We start from the raw sequence: 16,249 nt of genomic DNA, 5'->3' as shown, positions 1-16,249 counted from the left end.
ATGCATATATTTCCCGTTGAGTGCGCTAACGCACTGTGTGGTTTGCCCGTTATCTTTACTATGAAGTCATGCCATTGCGCTACATCAAGAAACAGCGCGATGCCTGGCAAATTTTGAACATTTTGCCCGCCTTTAGTAAGAATAAAATTAAACCATATTGAAAGGTCTCATCATGAACAAATTACTCGCCGCCCTGATCGCTACCCTGTTTGCCACCGCTGCCATCGCGCAAACGCCAGTTACCCCAGCCGTTGCCAGCGCCCAGGCGTCTGCGCAGCATGACATCAACAAGGCTGCCAACAAGGAAGCCAAAGTCGATGCCAAGGCTGACGCCAATGTCGCCAAGGCTGAAATGAAGGCTGACGAAAAGAAAGCCGATGCCCAGCACAAGGCGAATAAAACCAAGGCCAAGGCCCACGACAAAGTGGTCGATGCCGATCCGGAAGACAAGATGAAGGCACAAGCCAAGGCTGACAAGGCTGCCGCCAAGGCCGATGCGAAAGCGGGCAAAACCGCCGTGAAAGCGGACGCCAAGGTCGCCAAGGAAAAAGTGGAAGCGAACGCCGATAAAGCCATCGCCGCCACCAAGACGGAAGAAGCCAAGGCCAAGGCCGACGCTGAAGTCAAGGCCGCCGCCGCCAAGTAATTCCCTGTTTGCGGGCCACGGCCTGCAAGCCCAAAAGACAGCTTCGGCTGTCTTTTTTTTCGTCCAGCACTTTTCCCTGGCGACGCTTGCCAGTCTTGATCTGGCGCAAATGCTCCTCTTTTCGCCGTGCCATAGTGAACTGGCAAACAGACGAAGGAGACATCATGAGCACCGCTAAAACGAAAAAAACACCGGCCACCGGTTCGGCGGAAGGCGCGCCAGCCATGTCCGCCACGCAGTCCATGCCGGTCGAGGGCGACATGCAGGCTGGCGCCGATGCGGCGGGCGGCGACGCGATGCCGGGACTGCGCCTGGGCGTGTCATATGCCGACCAGGCGGCGCTCACCCAGGGCGTGGCCGCCGCGGATACCGGCGCCATGCCGGGTGGTGGCGGCATGCAGCAGACGCCGCAAGGCATGGCGGGCGCCAGTTGCATGCAGATCGGTGGTGGCGGCATGGGCGGCGATGGTAGCGGAGGCAATGGCGGTGATGGGGGGCAGGGCGGCGGCACGCCGCGGACGCGCACCTGCGCCACGATGGACGTGCATCGGCGCCTGCTGACCGAAGACCCATCGTATGCGAACGTGCGCGTCGATATCGAAAACCTGGCCGGGTTGTACGAGGGCGATGCCAGCAGTGCCGGCCGTGCCGGCGTGACGCACATCCGGGTGGTCGTGCACATGGTGTGGAATACGGCTGCGCAGAATATTTCGGATGCGCAGATCGCCAGCCAGATCGATGTGCTGAACCGTGACTTCCGCCGCGTCAACCCGGACGTCAACAGCACGCCGGCGCCGTTCCTGCCGCTGACGGCCGATGCGCGCGTGGAGTTCGCGCTGGCCACGACCGATCCGCATGGCGCGGCCACCAGCGGCGTCGAGCGACGCCAGACGACGGTGACGTCCTTTGGTGCGGACGATGCCGTCAAGTCGCAGGCGACGGGCGGCATGGATGCCTGGCCGGCCGACAGCTACCTGAATATCTGGGTCTGCCAGCTCGGTGGCGGCTTGTTGGGTTATGCGCAGTTTCCCGGCGGCCCGGCCGCGACCGACGGCGTGGTGATCCTGCAATCGGCCTTTGGCACGACAGGCACGGCGGCGCCGCCGTTTCACCTGGGGCGCACGGCCACGCATGAAATTGGCCACTGGCTGAATCTGAACCATATCTGGGGCGACGACGGCACCGGGTGCTCGGGCACGGACAACGTGGCCGACACGCCGAACCAGGGCGGGCCGAACACGGGCCAGCCCTCGTTTCCCCAGGTGTCGTGCAATAACGGGCCGAATGGCGACATGTTCATGAACTACATGGATTACGTCGACGATCCCGCCATGTTCATGTTCACGGCCGGCCAGGTGGCGCGCATGCAGGCTTGCCTCGATGGCCCGCGCGCCAGCATCGGCACGGGAGGCACGGGCGCAGGCGCCACGCCGCGCCAGAGCTCCTCTCCCGTCGTGGCCTGGGGCGCGAACCGCCTCGACGTCTTCGTGGTGGGCACGGATCGCGCGCTGTACCACAAGGCATGGAATGGCACGGCCTGGGCGCCATCCGTCACCGGCTACGAGGGGCAGGGCGGCATCTGTACCAGCGCGCCACAAGTCGTGTCGTGGGCGCCGAACCGGCTCGACGTATTCGTCACGGGCACCGACAGCGGCTTGTTCCACAAATGGTGGAACGGCACGGCCTGGGGACCGTCCCTGACCGGTTACGAAGCCATGGGCGGCTTGTGCGTGGGCGACCCGCGCGCTGTGGCCTGGGGACCGAACCGCCTCGACGTGTTTGTCGTCGGCACGGACCGCGGCCTGTATCACAAGTGGTGGAACGGGGCCGCCTGGGGGCCGTCGCTGACGGGGTATGAAGCCATGGGCGGTATTTGCCTGGGCCAGCCGGAAGCCGTGGCGTGGGGACCGAACCGCCTCGATGTCTTCGTCGTCGGCACGGACCGGGCCCTGTACCACAAGTGGTGGAACGGCACGGCCTGGGGACCGTCGCTGACGGGCTACGAGCGTTTGGGCGGCATCTGCACCTCGTCTCCGAAAGCCGTGGCGTGGGGACCGAACCGGCTCGACGTCTTCGTCACGGGCACCGATGGCGCGCTGTACCACAAGTGGTGGGATGGCACGAAATGGGGGCCGTCCATCGACGGCTTCGAGCGTCTGGGCGGCGTTTGCGTGGGCGAGGTGGAAGCCGTGTCGTGGGGACCGAACCGGCTCGACCTGTTCGTCATTGGCACGGACAGCGCCCTGTACCATAAGGCGTGGAATGGATCTGCCTGGTCGCCCTCCGTGACGGGCTTTGAAAACCTGGGCGGTATCTGCACCTCGCGTCCGCGCGCCACGGCCTGGGCGCCGAACCGCCTCGACGTGTTTGTCACAGGCACGAATGGCGCCCTGTTCCACAAGGCGTGGAACGGCACGGCCTGGTCACCGTCCGTGACTGGCTATGAAAACCTGGGCGGCGTGGTATCGTGTTTCTGACGTCAATGGTTCAACGGGAGGCGGCATGCACGGCATGACAACGGCACTGCCCAGCGGCAGCTGGACGCACTCGTTCGAGGAGGATGCGGACGGTATCGAGGTGTACCGGCCCACGGCCACGTTCACCTTCCCGCCCAGCCGCAAGGGGCGCAAGGTGCTGGAGTTCGGCGCGCCCGCCGGCGCCACGGCGCAAGGGGAGGCGACCTTGACGTCCATGGCGCCCGGCCCCGACGACCGTCCCCGTGCCGGCCCCGTCACCCGGCTGCGGCCCCTGGGCATGGGCCGCTATGCGCTCGGTGATGGCGCAGGAGCGCAGGACGTGATCGATATCGTCGAAGCGACGCCCGACGTGCTGCGCCTGTCGCGGCATCAAGGGTGACCGCGCAGTTTGTATGCGAGCGCCGTGCGGTTGCCCACGCCCAGTTTCTGGTAAATCGCATGCAGCTGATTGCGTACGGTGGCCGGCGACTTGCCCAGTTCCCTGGCGATGCTTTTATACGGCAAGCCTTCGGCCGCCATGGCCGCCACCAGCCGCTCGGCCGGGGTCAGGCGCTGCATGGCAGCCTGCCTGAAACCTTGTTTGTCATCGTTGCTCTCCTGTCTGTGGGCGGCACGCCGGTGGCATGCCTGCAGGGATAACGAAAACGCGGCGCGTATCTGCAAAACTATCTGTAAAACTATTTTGTCCGCTGCGACAGGCGAAAAAAAAGACAGGCGAACCTGTCTTTTCGTGTGGCGCGATGCCGGTCAGCCAATGGCCGCCATCGACACCGGTTTCAGCTTGGCCGCCAGCGCCTTGCCCTTTTTCGCGCGCTTGCCGAAGTGCTCGGCCAGGGCCGTGGCGCCCAGCGACGCATCCTGCGGTTTCGAGGCCCGGCCGATGCCCGAGACCACCACGCCGCGCTGGGTGATCGGCTGCACGGCCAGCAGCTTGTCTTTCGCATCGAGGTCGATCAGCTTGACGCCGGTGCCGCCCTTGGACAGGGTTTTCATTTCATCGAGACCGAACACCAGCAGGCGCGCGCCTTCCGTCAGGCAGGCCAGGGCGCTGGTCGCCTCGGGGATGACTTTCGGCGCCAAAGGCACGTCGCCATCGTCCAGGGTGATGAAGGCCTTGCCGCCTTTCAGACGGCTCGTCATGTCGCCCGCCTTGGCGATGAAGCCGTAGCCTGCGCTCGACGCCAGCAGCAAATTGGTGGCGCCATTGCCCGCAAAGTAATGCAGGATGCGTACGGCGTTGCCGGGCGTACCGCCGCTCAGGTCGCACAAGGTCGTGATCGGCACGCCGTCGCCGCGCGCGTTGGGCAGCGCGGAGACGGGAACCGAGTAAATCTTGCCGTTGTTGCCAAAGCCCAGCAGGGTGTCGACCGTGCGGCACTCGAAGGCGCCATGCAGGGAGTCGCCCGCCTTGAACGTGAACTGCGCCGCATCGTGGCCGATGCCGGTACGTGCGCGCACCCAGCCTTTTTCCGAAATGATGACGGTGACCGGTTCATCGACCACCTTCTGTTCCGCCACGGCTTTTTGCGCTTCTTCGATCAGGGTGCGTCGCGCGTCGCCGAACTGCTTGGCATCCGCTTCGATTTCGCGGATGACGGCGCGCTTCATCGAGCCCGGGTTGTCGAGCAGGTCTTGCAAGGACTTTTCTTCCTTGCGCAGTTCGGCCAGCTCTTGCTGGATCTTGATCGTTTCCAGGCGCGCCAGCTGACGCAAGCGGATTTCCAGGATGTCGTCGGCCTGGCGTTCGGACAGTTTGAACGCTTCGATCAGGGCCGCTTTCGGCTCATCCGAATTGCGGATGATCTGGATCACCTTGTCGATATTGAGCAGGATCGCTTCGCGCCCTTCCAGGATATGGATGCGGTCCTTGACCTTGCCCAGTTTGTAGCCGGTGCGGCGCGTGACGGTCTCGAAGCGGAAGTCGATCCACTCGCGCAGGATGTCGCCTAGCCCTTTTTGGCGCGGACGGCCATCGCCGCCGATCATCACCAGGTTGATCGAGGTCGATGATTCCAGCGATGTATGCGCCAGCAGCATCAGCATGAATTCCGTCTGGTCCTGGTTCTTCGACTTCGGTTCGAATACGAGACGCACGGGTGCTGCACGGCCCGATTCGTCACGGATGGTGTCGAGCGAATTGAGGATCAGCGCCTTCAGGGCCACCTGGTCCGGCGACAGCGCCTTCTTGCCCAGCTTGATCTTCGGATTCGTCAGTTCCTCGATTTCTTCCAGCACTTTTTGCGATGAGGTGCCCGGCGGCAGTTCCGTCACGACGGCTTGCCACTGGCCGCGCGCCAGTTCCTCGATCTTCCAGCGTGCGCGTACCTTCATGCTGCCACGACCGCTCGCATACATGTCCTGGATTTGCGACGATGGGGTGATGATCTGGCCGCCGCCGGGGAAGTCGGGGCCGGGAATGATGGCCATCAGCTCCGCGTGCGTCATCTTCGGATCGCGGATCATGGCGACAGCCGCTTTCGCCACTTCCGCCAGGTTGTGCGACGGGATTTCCGTTGCCAGGCCCACGGCGATGCCGGAGGCGCCATTGAGCAGCACCATCGGCAGGCGCGCCGGCAGCAGCTTCGGTTCTTCCGTCGAACCGTCGTAGTTGGGCTGGAAGTCCACCGTGCCCATGCCGATTTCGTCCATCAGCAGCTTGGCGATCGGGGTTAGGCGCGCTTCCGTGTAACGCATGGCCGCCGCGCCATCGCCGTCGCGCGAGCCGAAGTTGCCCTGGCCATCGATCAGCGGGTAGCGCAGCGAGAAATCCTGCGCCATGCGCACCAGCGCGTCGTACACGGACTGGTCGCCGTGCGGATGCAATTTACCGAGCACGTCGCCGACCACGGCCGCCGATTTGCGGGGCTTCGCCGTGGAGTTGAGTCCCAGCTCGTTCATCGCATACAGGATGCGGCGCTGCACGGGTTTCTGGCCGTCGCACACGTCGGGCAGGGCGCGGCCCTTGACGACGGAGATGGCGTAATCGAGATAGGCGCGCTCGGCAAAGGTGGACAGGGTCAGCGCTTCGCCGTCGAATACCGGTTCATCCGGCTCGATCGGCTCAGGCTGGGCATCGTCAAATAAATTGGTTTGTGTGGACATGGCGCTTGTTTCGGTGTTAAGTGGTTGCGGTTGAATTCGTGGGGCTGATTATGACAGCCGTGATTTGGAAAAGGACTTGCCGTATGTCAGATACATATAGCGCAGGGTGAAATACAGCACAGCCAGGGCCAGCTCGACGCTGTGATGCATCATCGGCATGGCGCGGATGGCCGGGGCGTGGCCGGCCAGCACGACGCTGGCAAGGGACGGCACCAGCACCACCGGCCAGATCGTCTTCCATTTGAAATCGGTGGGGGAAAACAGCAAGCCGGCGCACGACCAGGCATACAGCGCGGCGCCGATGAGGGCGGCCGGCAGCTGCTGCACATACAGTAGCGACAGCAAGCCCGCGCAGCCGATCAGCCATGCCGCGCGCAGGCGGGGCAAGAGCGCCTCGGGGAAGCCGCCATCTCCATACAGGCCGGTGGCGCAGCGCAGAGCCAGCGCCGCCAGGCAAAATATCAATGGCATGGCCTCGCCGATGGCCAGCGCCGACGGGCCTTTGCCGCTCATGAACATGGCGGCGAACAGCGACAGGCCCAGACACAGGAGCAGCAGCATGCCATGCAGCAGCTGGCGGTTCATCGCATACGCGAGCAGGGCCGACGCGCACAAGCCGGCGGCGGTGACGAGGCGCATGGTCTCGCTGCGCTCGGGCAGGAACAGCAGCAGTGCCAGCACGAGGTAGGGTGCGATCCAGCCCAGTTGCCGCAAGCCGGGCCGCTGCCACAGAATGGGCAGGCGGTCCTGCAGCGCTTCTTGCAGCGATTCCAGGCGCGCGAACAGCGGCATTGGCCAGCGCAAGGCATGCATGGCCAGCAGGGAAAAGGCGAGGGCCTGAAAGCCCAGCAGGCTGGCATAGGCCGCTGTGTCGCCGAGCTTGAAGCCGGCAGCATCGAGCACGCCCGCGAGCATGAAGTGCAGCACGAAACCGAGGCCGCCCGAGGCCAGCGCCGTTTGCTTGAAGTAGCGCTTGGCATGGACGGCCTGTTCCCATCGTTCGAACAGGTCCGTATCGAGCTTCCAGGCCAGCATCTCGCCGTGCTGCCAGCGTATCGCGTGCAGCAGCTCGCGCAACTGCAGCGTGAATTTTTGGTCGAACAGCTGGCGCGCATAGGCCGATGGCGGTTGCTGCGACATGATGCAGTCCAGGCCCGGGTAGCTGTCGCGGTTGTCGCTGAAATGGGCGAACGAACGGTCGGCCCGGTAGCGCTGCACGGCAGTGCGCACCAGGTCCCCATGGCTGCGCGCCAGGTAGGAAAAATCACGGTCCCAGCCCAGCTGCTCGAACAGGGCCTGGCGCAGCACCAGGTCATACCCGGCGCTGGCACAGTAGCGCAGCGCGCACAAGTCGAATTCCTCGCGCACATCGAGGTTGAGCATGGCGTCGTCCTGCAGTATGCGGGCCAGCACGTCGCCGGCATCCGCGTGCCGCGTCAGCGCCAGGCAGCCTTGCCACAGGTTGGCCGCTTCCTGCGCCGGATCGATGGCGACCACGCCCCATAGTTCCGGTGGCGGTGCGGGTTCCCGGGCAATGATGCCCCACAGTTCCGCAGGCGGTTCCTGCGGTTCCTGCGCCTCCCGCGCGGGTTCGTCAATGACGCCCCACAGCTCGGCCGTTTCCATGGGCGGCGTTTCTACCGCTGCCGCTTGCGGTTCCGGAAATTCGGCGGCAAACAGGTGCGCATGGCGCAGCGCGTATTCATACGCTTCGCGCAGCTCCTGGAAGGCGGCCGGATCGTCTTCTGGACGCGTCACCTTCAGGCGCTTCGCGTACGCGCGCTTGAGGGCGCGCTCGTCGCCCGTCGGCTCCGTGCCCAGGATTGCCCACAGGCTGCGCTGTCCGTTGTCCATGCCGCCGTCCATCTACAGGAAGCTCTCGCTCTCGACCTGGCGCAGCACGTCATCCAATGCCTGGCGCGCCTTGCGGATGGTATTCGGGTCCTGCGTTTCCAGCGCGGCCTGGAAATTGGCCGTGTGCGCGGCCAGGTACTGGCGCACGTCGCCCAGCGACTGTTCGTACAGCCGGTCGGCGCGGGTGACCAGGGTACGATTTTCCATCTGCTCGCGCGGATGGATCTTCAGGTCGGCCAGTTCCGCAAAGCGCTGCTCGATCTGTTCCGGCGTCATCACGCCCGCGTTGTCGCTGATAATCATCTTGTGGCGTTCCTGCGTGGCCAGCACCGTCACTTCCGCTTCCAGCACGCCGCTGACGTCGTAGGTGAAGCGCACGTCGATGCCGATCTCGCCCGCCTTTTTCGCGGGGATCGGGAAGCTGATCTTGCCGAGGAAGACATTGTCGGCCACCAGGCGCGACTCGCCCTGGAAGATCGCCACGTTGATTTCCTTCTGGTTGTCGTGGATGGTGGTGATGTTTTCCGTGCGCGAGACGGGTACCACGGAATTGCGCTCGATGATGGGCAGGTAATGCCCGCCTTCATACTGGTTCGCGCCAACCTGGCGCGAAATCGAAATACCCAGCGAGTACGGCGCCACGTCCGTCATGACCACTTCGTCGAGGGCCGCGTCGCGCATCTTGAGGCCCGCCTGCACGGCGGCGCCCAGCGCCACGGCTTCATCCGGGTCGAGGTGGATGGCGGGGAAGCGGCCGAACATGCGCGAGACGAGTTTGCGCACCAGCGGCATGCGCGTGGCGCCGCCGGCCAGCACTACTTCATTGAGTTCCGCAGCGCGGATGGTGGCGTCGCGCAGTGCCCGCTCCACGGGCAGGCGCAAGCGGGCCAGCAGGGGCTCGCACAGCTGCGCCAGTTTGTCTTCGCTGATCTCCCAGCTGTATTCCTTGTCCTGGTAGCGCGTGGCCATGCGCACGGACGGCTGGTCCGACAGCAAGCGCTTGACGCGTTCGGCTTCATCGCGCAGCAACTGCTGCTGGCGTGGGTCGAACAGGCGGCTGCCGGCCGCATCGCGCAAGCCGCTGCCTTCCAGGAAGGCGTCGACCAGCACGGTGACGAAGTCTTCGCCGCCCAAAAAATTGTCGCCGGCCGAGGCGCGCACTTCCATCACGCCTTCGAACAATTCCAGGATCGACACGTCGAACGTGCCACCGCCCAGGTCGAAGACGAGGAATTTGCTTTCCTGTTCCTTGTCGCGGATGCCGTAGGCCAGCGCGGCGGCCGTCGGCTCGTTGAGCAGGCGCTCCACGCGCAAGCCCGCCAGCTGGCCGGCGATGCGCGTGGCCTTGCGCTGCGCATCGCTGAAATACGCGGGCACGGTGATGATGGCTTCCTCGACCTTGTGTCCGAGGAAGGCTTCGGCATCTTCCTTCAGCGCGCGCAGCACCATCGACGACAGCTCTTCCGGACGGAATTGCTGCGTGCCGAGGGTGATCTTCTTCTCGCTGCCCATGTAGCGTTTGAAGACGGCGGCCGTCAGCTGCGGGTGCGTCTGCAGGCGCTCGCGCGCGGCGCGGCCCACCAGCACGGTGCCGTCGTCATCGATGCTGACGCACGATGGCGTCAGGTGTTCACCGAGCGCATTCGGGATGATGGAAGCCTTGCCGTCGCGCCAGATGGCGACCAGGCTGTTGGTGGTGCCCAGGTCGATGCCGATGATCATCAGATATCCGCCTCCGCCTCATTGCCGTGTTCTTCGATCCAGGCGCGGCGTCCGGCCGCTTCGCCCTTGCCCATCAACATATTGAAGCGCGAGGCCGAGGCCATGTGGTCGATTTCCCCGAGCGTGACGGGCAGCAAACGGCGCGTGTCCGGGTTCATCGTCGTTTCCCACAGCTGCTCGGCGTTCATCTCGCCCAGACCCTTGAAGCGCGAGATCGACCAGGCGCCCTGTTTCACGCCTTCCTTGCGCAGCTTGTCCTCGATGGCGACCAGTTCGCCGTCGTCGAGCGCATAGATTTTCTGCATCGGCTTCTTGCCGCGCGCCGGTGCATCCACGCGGTACAAGGGCGGGCGGGCGATGCAGATGTGGCCCTTGTTGATCAGGACCGGGAAGTGCTTGAAGAATAAGGTCAGCAGCAGTACCTGGATGTGCGAGCCGTCCACGTCTGCATCGGACAGGATGCAGATTTTGCCGTAGCGTAGGCCCGACAGGTCGGGTGTATCGCCCACGCTGTGCGGATCGACGCCGATGGCCACTGCGATGTCGTGGATCTCGTTGTTGGCGAACAGGCGGTCGCGGTCCGTTTCCCACGAATTCAAGACCTTGCCGCGCAGGGGCAGGATCGCCTGGAATTCCTTGTCGCGGCCCATCTTGGCCGAACCGCCCGCCGAGTCACCCTCGACGAGGAACAGTTCATTGCGGGTAATGTCCGACGATTCGCAGTCGGTCAGCTTGCCGGGAAGGACGGCGACGCCCGAGGATTTTTTCTTTTCCACTTTTTGCAGCGAACGCTGGCGCGACTGCGCCTGCTTGATCACGAGATCGGCCAGCTTCTTGCCGTAATCGACGTGCTGGTTCAGCCACAGTTCCAGCGGCGGCTTGGTGAAGGTCGAAACGAGGCGCACGGCGTCGCGTGAGTTCAGGCGTTCCTTGATCTGGCCCTGGAATTGCGGGTCCAGCACCTTGGCCGACAGCACGAACGAGGCGCGCGCGAACACGTCTTCCGGCAGCAGCTTCACGCCTTTCGGCAGCAGCGAGTGCATTTCGACGAAGTTTTTCACGGCGCCGAACAGGCCGTCGCGCAAGCCCGATTCGTGCGTGCCGCCATTCGAGGTGGGGATCAGGTTGACATACGATTCGCGCACGATGGCGCCTTCTTCCGTCCACGCGACCACCCAGGCCGCGCCTTCGCCTTCGGCAAAGCCTTCCGAATCCGGGCCAGCGTACTGCGCGCCTTCGAACAGGGGAATCAGGGTTTCGCCATTCGATACCTGCGCCAGCGTTTCGGTCAGGTAGCCGCGCAAGCCTTCCGCATACTGCCACGTTTGCGTGTCGCCGGTTTTCGCGTTGGTGAGGGTGACGGTGACGCCTGGCAGCAGCACGGCTTTCGAGCGCAGCAGGCGTTGCAGCTCCGTTTGCGAGATATTCGGCGAATCAAAATATTTCGCATCGGGCCAGGCGGTGACGCGTGTGCCCGATTTCTTGCCGTCGCGCGGGGCAGGGCGGGAAGTCAAGGGCTCGATCACATCGCCATTCGCAAACACCATGTGGTGCAGGCCATTGCCGTCGCTTTCCTTGCGCCAGACGGTGATTTCCAGGCGCGTCGACAGCGCATTGGTGACGGATACGCCGACGCCATGCAAGCCGCCCGAGAATGCATAGGCGCCGCCAGAACCCTTGTCGAACTTGCCGCCCGCGTGCAGCCGTGTAAACACGATTTCCACCGTCGGCACGCCTTCTTCCGGGTGCAGGCCGACGGGAATGCCGCGGCCATTGTCTTCGACGGTGATGCTGCCATCCGTGTTTTGCGTGACGGCGATATGCGTGCAATGACCGCCCAGCGCCTCGTCGGAGGCATTGTCGATCACTTCCTGAATGATGTGCAGCGGATTTTCAGTGCGGGTATACATCCCCGGGCGCTGCTTGACGGGTTCCAGTCCTTTCAGGACACGGATGGATGATTCGCTGTAGTCGGATGCTGGTTTTTTAGTGGCCATACGTGTTCAAGCTAAGTAAAGACAGTGGTTGGAACGCCAGGCCAGGGCACTGCGGGGCGCAATGACAGCGGCGGCGATAACTGTATGAATATACAGTATATCCCGTCCAGCGTCACTGTGGGAGGGCAGTGCGGCAGGCTTGGCGTCCTTGTGCGGACGCTCGCGCATTCTATCTTGTCCCGCGAGCAATAGCGCTACTCCAAGGCAACAACAGTGCGCCGCGCGCGTAGTTTGGCGCCCATTGTGAAGGATTTTATGCGGTAAAGCGCCCGTTTTTACATCTTGTTTACAGCTGCCTCCCTAGTCTTTACGAATTTTTTAGACCCTTTTGGCTAATCTGCTCACTATCAAAACAAACCTGAATGAGGGTGGGAATGGATCTCGTGTATCTCGGCTTGATTGCCGTGTTTTTCGTCCTGGCGGCCGGCTTTGCCGTCGCCTGCGACAAATTAGGGAGCGTCAAATGAACGCGTTTTATGTGCTGGGCGCCGTCGTTTCGGCTGGCCTGCTCGTGTACCTGCTGGTGGCGCTGCTGAAGGCGGAGGAACTGTGATGACGACGCAATCGATACTGTTGTTGGTGGCCTTCCTGGCCGTGCTGCTGGCCGCCGGCTATCCGCTGGGCCTGTACATGGCCAAAGTGGCCGGCGATGCCCCCGTGCGCGGCCTGGGCTGGCTGCAAAAGCTGGAAAACCTGCTGTACCGCTGGTCCGGCCTGCCCGCCGACAAGGCCATGGGCTGGAAAAGCTATGCCATCGCCCTGATCGTCTTCAATACCGTGGGCGCCGTCTTCGTCTACGGCCTGCAGCGCCTGCAGGGCTTTTTACCGTTGAATCCACAGGGCCTGGGCGCCGTCAGCCCCGATTCCTCGTTCAATACCACCGTCAGCTTCGTCGCCAATACCAACTGGCAAGGCTATGGCGGCGAACAGACCATGAGCTATCTGACCCAGATGCTGGGCATGGCGTGCCAGAACTTCTTCTCGGCTGCCACCGGCATCGCCGTGATCTTCGCGCTGGTGCGCGGCTTTGCCTCGCGCTCGGGCAAATCGATCGGCAATTTCTGGGTCGACCTGGTGCGCTCCACCCTGTACATCCTGTTGCCGCTGTCCCTGGCCCTGTCCGTCGTCTTCATGGGCGAAGGCATGATCCAGAATTTTTCCGCCTACAAGGAAGTGACCCTGCTCGACCACGTGGCCTATGAAACGCCGAAGGTGACGGCCGACGGCCAGCCCGTGCTCGATACGGCCGGCAAGCCCGTGATGGAAGCGCAAGTGGCGACCACGCAGACGATCGCCATGGGTCCCGTCGCGTCGCAGGAATCGATCAAGCTGCTGGGCACGAATGGCGGCGGCTTCTTCAATGCCAATTCCTCGCACCCGTATGAAAATCCGACCGTGCTGTCGAACTTCCTGCAGATGCTGGCCATTTTCATCATTCCCGCCGGCCTGTGCTTCACGTTTGGCCGCATGGTGGGCGACCTGCGCCAGGGCTGGGCCGTACTGGCCGCCATGACCCTGATCTTCGTCGTCATGACGGCCGGCGTGATGAGCGCCGAGCAGCAAGCCAATCCCGCTTTGCAAGCACTGGGCGTGGACCAGCAGGCCAGCAGCCTGCAATCGGGCGGCAATATGGAAGGCAAGGAAACGCGTTTCGGCATCAGCTCCTCGACCCTGTTCGCGGCGGTGACGACGGCGGCATCGTGCGGCGCCGTCAATTCCATGCACGATTCCTACATGCCCCTGGGCGGCATGGTGCCGCTGCTGCTGATGCAGTTCGGCGAAGTGATCTTCGGCGGCGTGGGCACGGGTCTGTACGGCATGCTGATGTTCGCCATCCTGGCCGTCTTCATCGCCGGCCTGATGATAGGCCGCACACCCGAGTACCTGGGCAAGAAAATCCAGGCGTATGAAATGAAGATGGTCTCGCTGGCCATCCTGATTACGCCAGCCCTCGTATTGACGGGTACGGCGATCGCCGTGATGGTCGAACCGGGCAAGATCGGCGTGGCCAATCCGGGCGCGCACGGCTTCTCGGAAATCCTCTACGCCTTCACGTCGGCAGCCAACAACAACGGCAGCGCGTTTGCCGGCTTGTCCGCCAACACACCGTTCTACAACGTGATGCTGGCGATCGCCATGTGGTTCGGCCGCTTCGGCGTGATCGTGCCCGTGCTGGCGGTGGCCGGGTCGCTGGCGGCCAAGCAGCGCCTGTCGGCCAATGCCGGCACCATGCCCACGCACGGCCCCATGTTCATCGGCTTGCTGATCGGCGTTGTCGTGCTGGTCGGCGTATTGAATTACGTTCCCGCGCTGGCCCTGGGCCCGATCGTCGAACACCTGCAACTTTTCATCAAATAAGAGGCTACCATGTCACGCACAAGCCTGACTTTGTTCGATTCCGCACTGATCGGCCCCGCCGTCGTCGATGCGTTTAAAAAACTCGACCCCCGCACGCAGTGGCGCAGCCCCGTGATGTTCGTCGTCTATGTAGGCAGCATCATCACGACCCTGCTGGCCATTCAGGCCCTGAATGGCCAGGGTGAAGCGCCATTCGGCTTCATCGTCGCCGTCTCCGTGTGGCTGTGGTTTACCGTGCTGTTCGCGAACTTCGCCGAAGCGCTGGCCGAAGGCCGCAGCAAGGCGCAGGCGGCCTCGCTGCGCGCCCTCAAGCAAACGGTGATGGCAAAGAAAATGCAGACGCCGAAATACGGCACTTCCTGGTTGCCCACGCCGGCCACCGACCTGCGCAAGGGCATGACGGTGCTGGTCGAGGCGGGTGACGTGATTCCCGCCGATGGCGAAGTGACGGCCGGCGTGGCCTCCGTCGACGAAAGCGCCATCACGGGCGAATCGGCGCCCGTCATCCGCGAATCGGGCGGCGACTTTTCCGCCGTCACGGGCGGCACCCGCGTGCTGTCGGACTGGCTGCTGGTGCGCGTCTCCGTCAACCCCGGTGAAGCCTTCATCGACCGCATGATCGCCATGGTGGAAGGCGCCAAGCGCCAGAAGACGCCGAATGAGATCGCCCTGACGATTTTACTGGTGGCCCTGTCGATCGTGTTCCTGATCGTCACCGTGACCCTGCTGCCGTATTCGCTGTTTTCCGTGGCGGCGGCCGGCACTGGCACGCCGGTGACGATCACCGTGCTGATCGCGCTGCTCGTGTGTTTGATCCCGACCACCATCGGCGGTTTGTTGTCCGCCATCGGCGTGGCCGGCATGAGCCGCATGATGCAGGCGAATGTGATCGCCACGTCGGGCCGCGCCGTGGAAGCGGCAGGCGACGTGGACGTGCTGCTGCTCGATAAAACGGGCACCATTACCCTGGGCAATCGCCAGGCGTCGAGCTTCGTGCCGGCGCCCGGTGTGACGGAGCAGCAGTTGGCCGATGCGGCGCAGCTGGCCTCGCTGGCCGATGAAACGCCGGAAGGGCGCAGCATCGTCGTGCTGGCCAAGCAGAAGTTCAATATCCGCGAACGCGAAATGGCCAGCCTGCACGCCACCTTCGTGCCCTTCACGGCGCAAACGCGCATGAGCGGCGTGGATATCCCGGGCGAGCAGCAAGTGCGCCAGCTGCGCAAGGGCGCGGCCGACTCCATGAAAAAGTATGTGGAAGCGCTGGGCCAGCCGTATCCGGCCGAGGTGGGGCGCGCCGTCGACGACATCGCGCGCCGCGGCAGCACGCCGCTGGTGGTGGTCGACGATGGCCGCGTGATGGGCGCCGTGGAGCTGAAGGATATCGTCAAGGGCGGCATCAAGGAGCGCTTCGCGGAATTGCGCCGCATGGGCATCAAGACCGTCATGATCACGGGCGACAACAAGCTGACGGCTGCGGCGATTGCCGCCGAAGCGGGCGTGGACGATTTCCTCGCCGAAGCGACGCCGGAAGACAAGCTGAAACTGATCCGCAGCTACCAGGCCGAAGGCCGCCTGGTGGCGATGACGGGCGACGGCACCAACGATGCGCCGGCGCTGGCGCAGGCCGACGTAGCCGTGGCCATGAACTCGGGCACGCAGGCGGCAAAGGAGGCAGGCAACATGGTCGACCTGGATTCGAACCCGACCAAGCTGCTGGAGATCGTTGAAATCGGCAAGCAGATGCTGATGACGCGCGGCTCGCTGACGACGTTCTCGATTTCGAACGATATCGCCAAGTACTTTGCCATCATCCCGGCCGCCTTCGTGGGCACCTATCCGCAATTGAAGGCGCTCGACATCATGCACCTGGCCAGCCCTGCGTCGGCCATCATGTCGGCCGTGATCTTCAATGCCTTGATCATCGTCGTGCTGATTCCATTGGCGCTGAAAGGTGTGCAATACCGGGCCATCGGCGCGGCCAGCCTGTTGCGCCGCAACCTGCTGATCTACGGCCTGGGCGGCATCGTCCTGCCCTTCATCGGGATCAAGCTGATCGATATGCTGCTGTCCGCACTCAATTTAGTCTAAAGGAA

General features: G+C 63.6%; 11 protein-coding genes. 6 read left to right on the top strand and 5 right to left on the bottom strand.

The genetic code is table 11. The annotated features are described in order from the left end of the window. Positions 1 to 172: 172 nt before the first annotated feature. The 3 genes from AC3IQ7_RS26480 to AC3IQ7_RS26470 all read left to right on the top strand — a co-directional run bounded on the left by AC3IQ7_RS26480 (position 173) and on the right by AC3IQ7_RS26470 (position 3,502). A complete protein-coding gene (locus AC3IQ7_RS26480; RefSeq protein ID WP_099376485.1) occupies positions 173 to 646 on the top strand; it encodes a hypothetical protein in 474 nt (157 codons plus the stop codon). A gap of 164 nt (positions 647 to 810) precedes the next feature. Beyond that, positions 811 to 3,123: a DUF8189 domain-containing protein gene (locus AC3IQ7_RS26475; RefSeq protein ID WP_489207751.1), complete on the top strand. Its 2,313-nt coding sequence runs from the start codon at positions 811 to 813 to the stop codon at positions 3,121 to 3,123. A gap of 25 nt (positions 3,124 to 3,148) precedes the next feature. Then, a complete protein-coding gene (locus AC3IQ7_RS26470) occupies positions 3,149 to 3,502 on the top strand; it encodes a hypothetical protein (protein WP_158301078.1) in 354 nt (117 codons plus the stop codon). On the opposite strand, the gene AC3IQ7_RS26465 is transcribed toward AC3IQ7_RS26470, so the two are convergent. From AC3IQ7_RS26465 to AC3IQ7_RS26445, 5 genes are all read right to left on the bottom strand, one after another. Further along, positions 3,493 to 3,681, bottom strand: a complete 189-nt coding sequence (locus tag AC3IQ7_RS26465) for a helix-turn-helix domain-containing protein (protein WP_099376487.1) — start codon at positions 3,679 to 3,681, stop codon at positions 3,493 to 3,495. The genes AC3IQ7_RS26470 and AC3IQ7_RS26465 overlap by 10 nt on opposite strands. Positions 3,682 to 3,870: 189 nt before the next feature. Further along, the gene (gene parC / locus AC3IQ7_RS26460) at positions 3,871 to 6,225 is read right to left on the bottom strand and encodes a DNA topoisomerase IV subunit A (protein ID WP_489207750.1); all 2,355 of its coding nucleotides are present in this window, start codon (positions 6,223 to 6,225) and stop codon (positions 3,871 to 3,873) included. 48 nt (positions 6,226 to 6,273) lie between these two features. Continuing rightward, positions 6,274 to 8,079: a J domain-containing protein gene (locus tag AC3IQ7_RS26455; RefSeq protein WP_158301079.1), complete on the bottom strand. Its 1,806-nt coding sequence runs from the start codon at positions 8,077 to 8,079 to the stop codon at positions 6,274 to 6,276. Positions 8,080 to 8,091: 12 nt separating this feature from the next. Beyond that, the gene (locus AC3IQ7_RS26450; RefSeq protein ID WP_099376490.1) at positions 8,092 to 9,801 is read right to left on the bottom strand and encodes a molecular chaperone HscC; all 1,710 of its coding nucleotides are present in this window, start codon (positions 9,799 to 9,801) and stop codon (positions 8,092 to 8,094) included. After that, positions 9,801 to 11,798 (bottom strand): DNA topoisomerase IV subunit B, encoded by a 1,998-nt coding sequence (locus tag AC3IQ7_RS26445; protein ID WP_099376491.1) that lies wholly within the window; start codon positions 11,796 to 11,798, stop codon positions 9,801 to 9,803. The genes AC3IQ7_RS26450 and AC3IQ7_RS26445 overlap by 1 nt, the downstream gene beginning before the upstream one ends. A 463-nt stretch (positions 11,799 to 12,261) precedes the next feature. Here AC3IQ7_RS26445 and kdpF point away from each other — a divergent pair, with 463 nt between their 5' ends. Genes kdpF through kdpB form a run of 3 tightly spaced genes read left to right on the top strand, consistent with a single transcriptional unit; the run spans position 12,262 to position 16,244 of the window. Further along, positions 12,262 to 12,351 carry a K(+)-transporting ATPase subunit F gene (kdpF, locus tag AC3IQ7_RS26440; protein ID WP_034746483.1) on the top strand — a complete coding sequence of 30 codons (90 nt, stop codon included), beginning with the start codon at positions 12,262 to 12,264 and terminating at the stop codon, positions 12,349 to 12,351. Continuing rightward, the gene (gene kdpA / locus AC3IQ7_RS26435) at positions 12,351 to 14,156 is read left to right on the top strand and encodes a potassium-transporting ATPase subunit KdpA (protein WP_099376492.1); all 1,806 of its coding nucleotides are present in this window, start codon (positions 12,351 to 12,353) and stop codon (positions 14,154 to 14,156) included. Before kdpF ends, kdpA begins: the two co-directional genes overlap by 1 nt. A gap of 9 nt (positions 14,157 to 14,165) precedes the next feature. Next, positions 14,166 to 16,244, top strand: a complete 2,079-nt coding sequence (gene kdpB / locus AC3IQ7_RS26430; RefSeq protein WP_099376493.1) for a potassium-transporting ATPase subunit KdpB — start codon at positions 14,166 to 14,168, stop codon at positions 16,242 to 16,244. The last annotated feature ends 5 nt before the right edge of the window (positions 16,245 to 16,249 follow it).

The organism is Janthinobacterium sp. GL_088 (assembly GCF_057837845.1).
Note: the sequence above shows the minus strand (reverse complement) of the source record. Positions and strands in the feature narration are given on the sequence as shown.

What these genes read in the sequence shown, in the direction of transcription:
- kdpA (WP_099376492.1), top strand. Translation starts at nt 12,351, where the DNA reads ATGACGACGCAATCGATACTGTTGTTGGTGGCCTTCCTGGCCGTGCTG.
- AC3IQ7_RS26445 (WP_099376491.1), bottom strand. Translation starts at nt 11,798, where the DNA reads ATGGCCACTAAAAAACCAGCATCCGACTACAGCGAATCATCCATCCGT.
- AC3IQ7_RS26480 (WP_099376485.1), top strand. Translation starts at nt 173, where the DNA reads ATGAACAAATTACTCGCCGCCCTGATCGCTACCCTGTTTGCCACCGCT.
- parC (WP_489207750.1), bottom strand. Translation starts at nt 6,225, where the DNA reads ATGTCCACACAAACCAATTTATTTGACGATGCCCAGCCTGAGCCGATC.
- AC3IQ7_RS26465 (WP_099376487.1), bottom strand. Translation starts at nt 3,681, where the DNA reads ATGCAGCGCCTGACCCCGGCCGAGCGGCTGGTGGCGGCCATGGCGGCC.
- kdpB (WP_099376493.1), top strand. Translation starts at nt 14,166, where the DNA reads ATGTCACGCACAAGCCTGACTTTGTTCGATTCCGCACTGATCGGCCCC.
- AC3IQ7_RS26470 (WP_158301078.1), top strand. Translation starts at nt 3,149, where the DNA reads ATGCACGGCATGACAACGGCACTGCCCAGCGGCAGCTGGACGCACTCG.
- AC3IQ7_RS26450 (WP_099376490.1), bottom strand. Translation starts at nt 9,801, where the DNA reads ATGATCATCGGCATCGACCTGGGCACCACCAACAGCCTGGTCGCCATC.
- AC3IQ7_RS26455 (WP_158301079.1), bottom strand. Translation starts at nt 8,079, where the DNA reads ATGGACAACGGACAGCGCAGCCTGTGGGCAATCCTGGGCACGGAGCCG.
- AC3IQ7_RS26475 (WP_489207751.1), top strand. Translation starts at nt 811, where the DNA reads ATGAGCACCGCTAAAACGAAAAAAACACCGGCCACCGGTTCGGCGGAA.
- kdpF (WP_034746483.1), top strand. Translation starts at nt 12,262, where the DNA reads ATGAACGCGTTTTATGTGCTGGGCGCCGTCGTTTCGGCTGGCCTGCTC.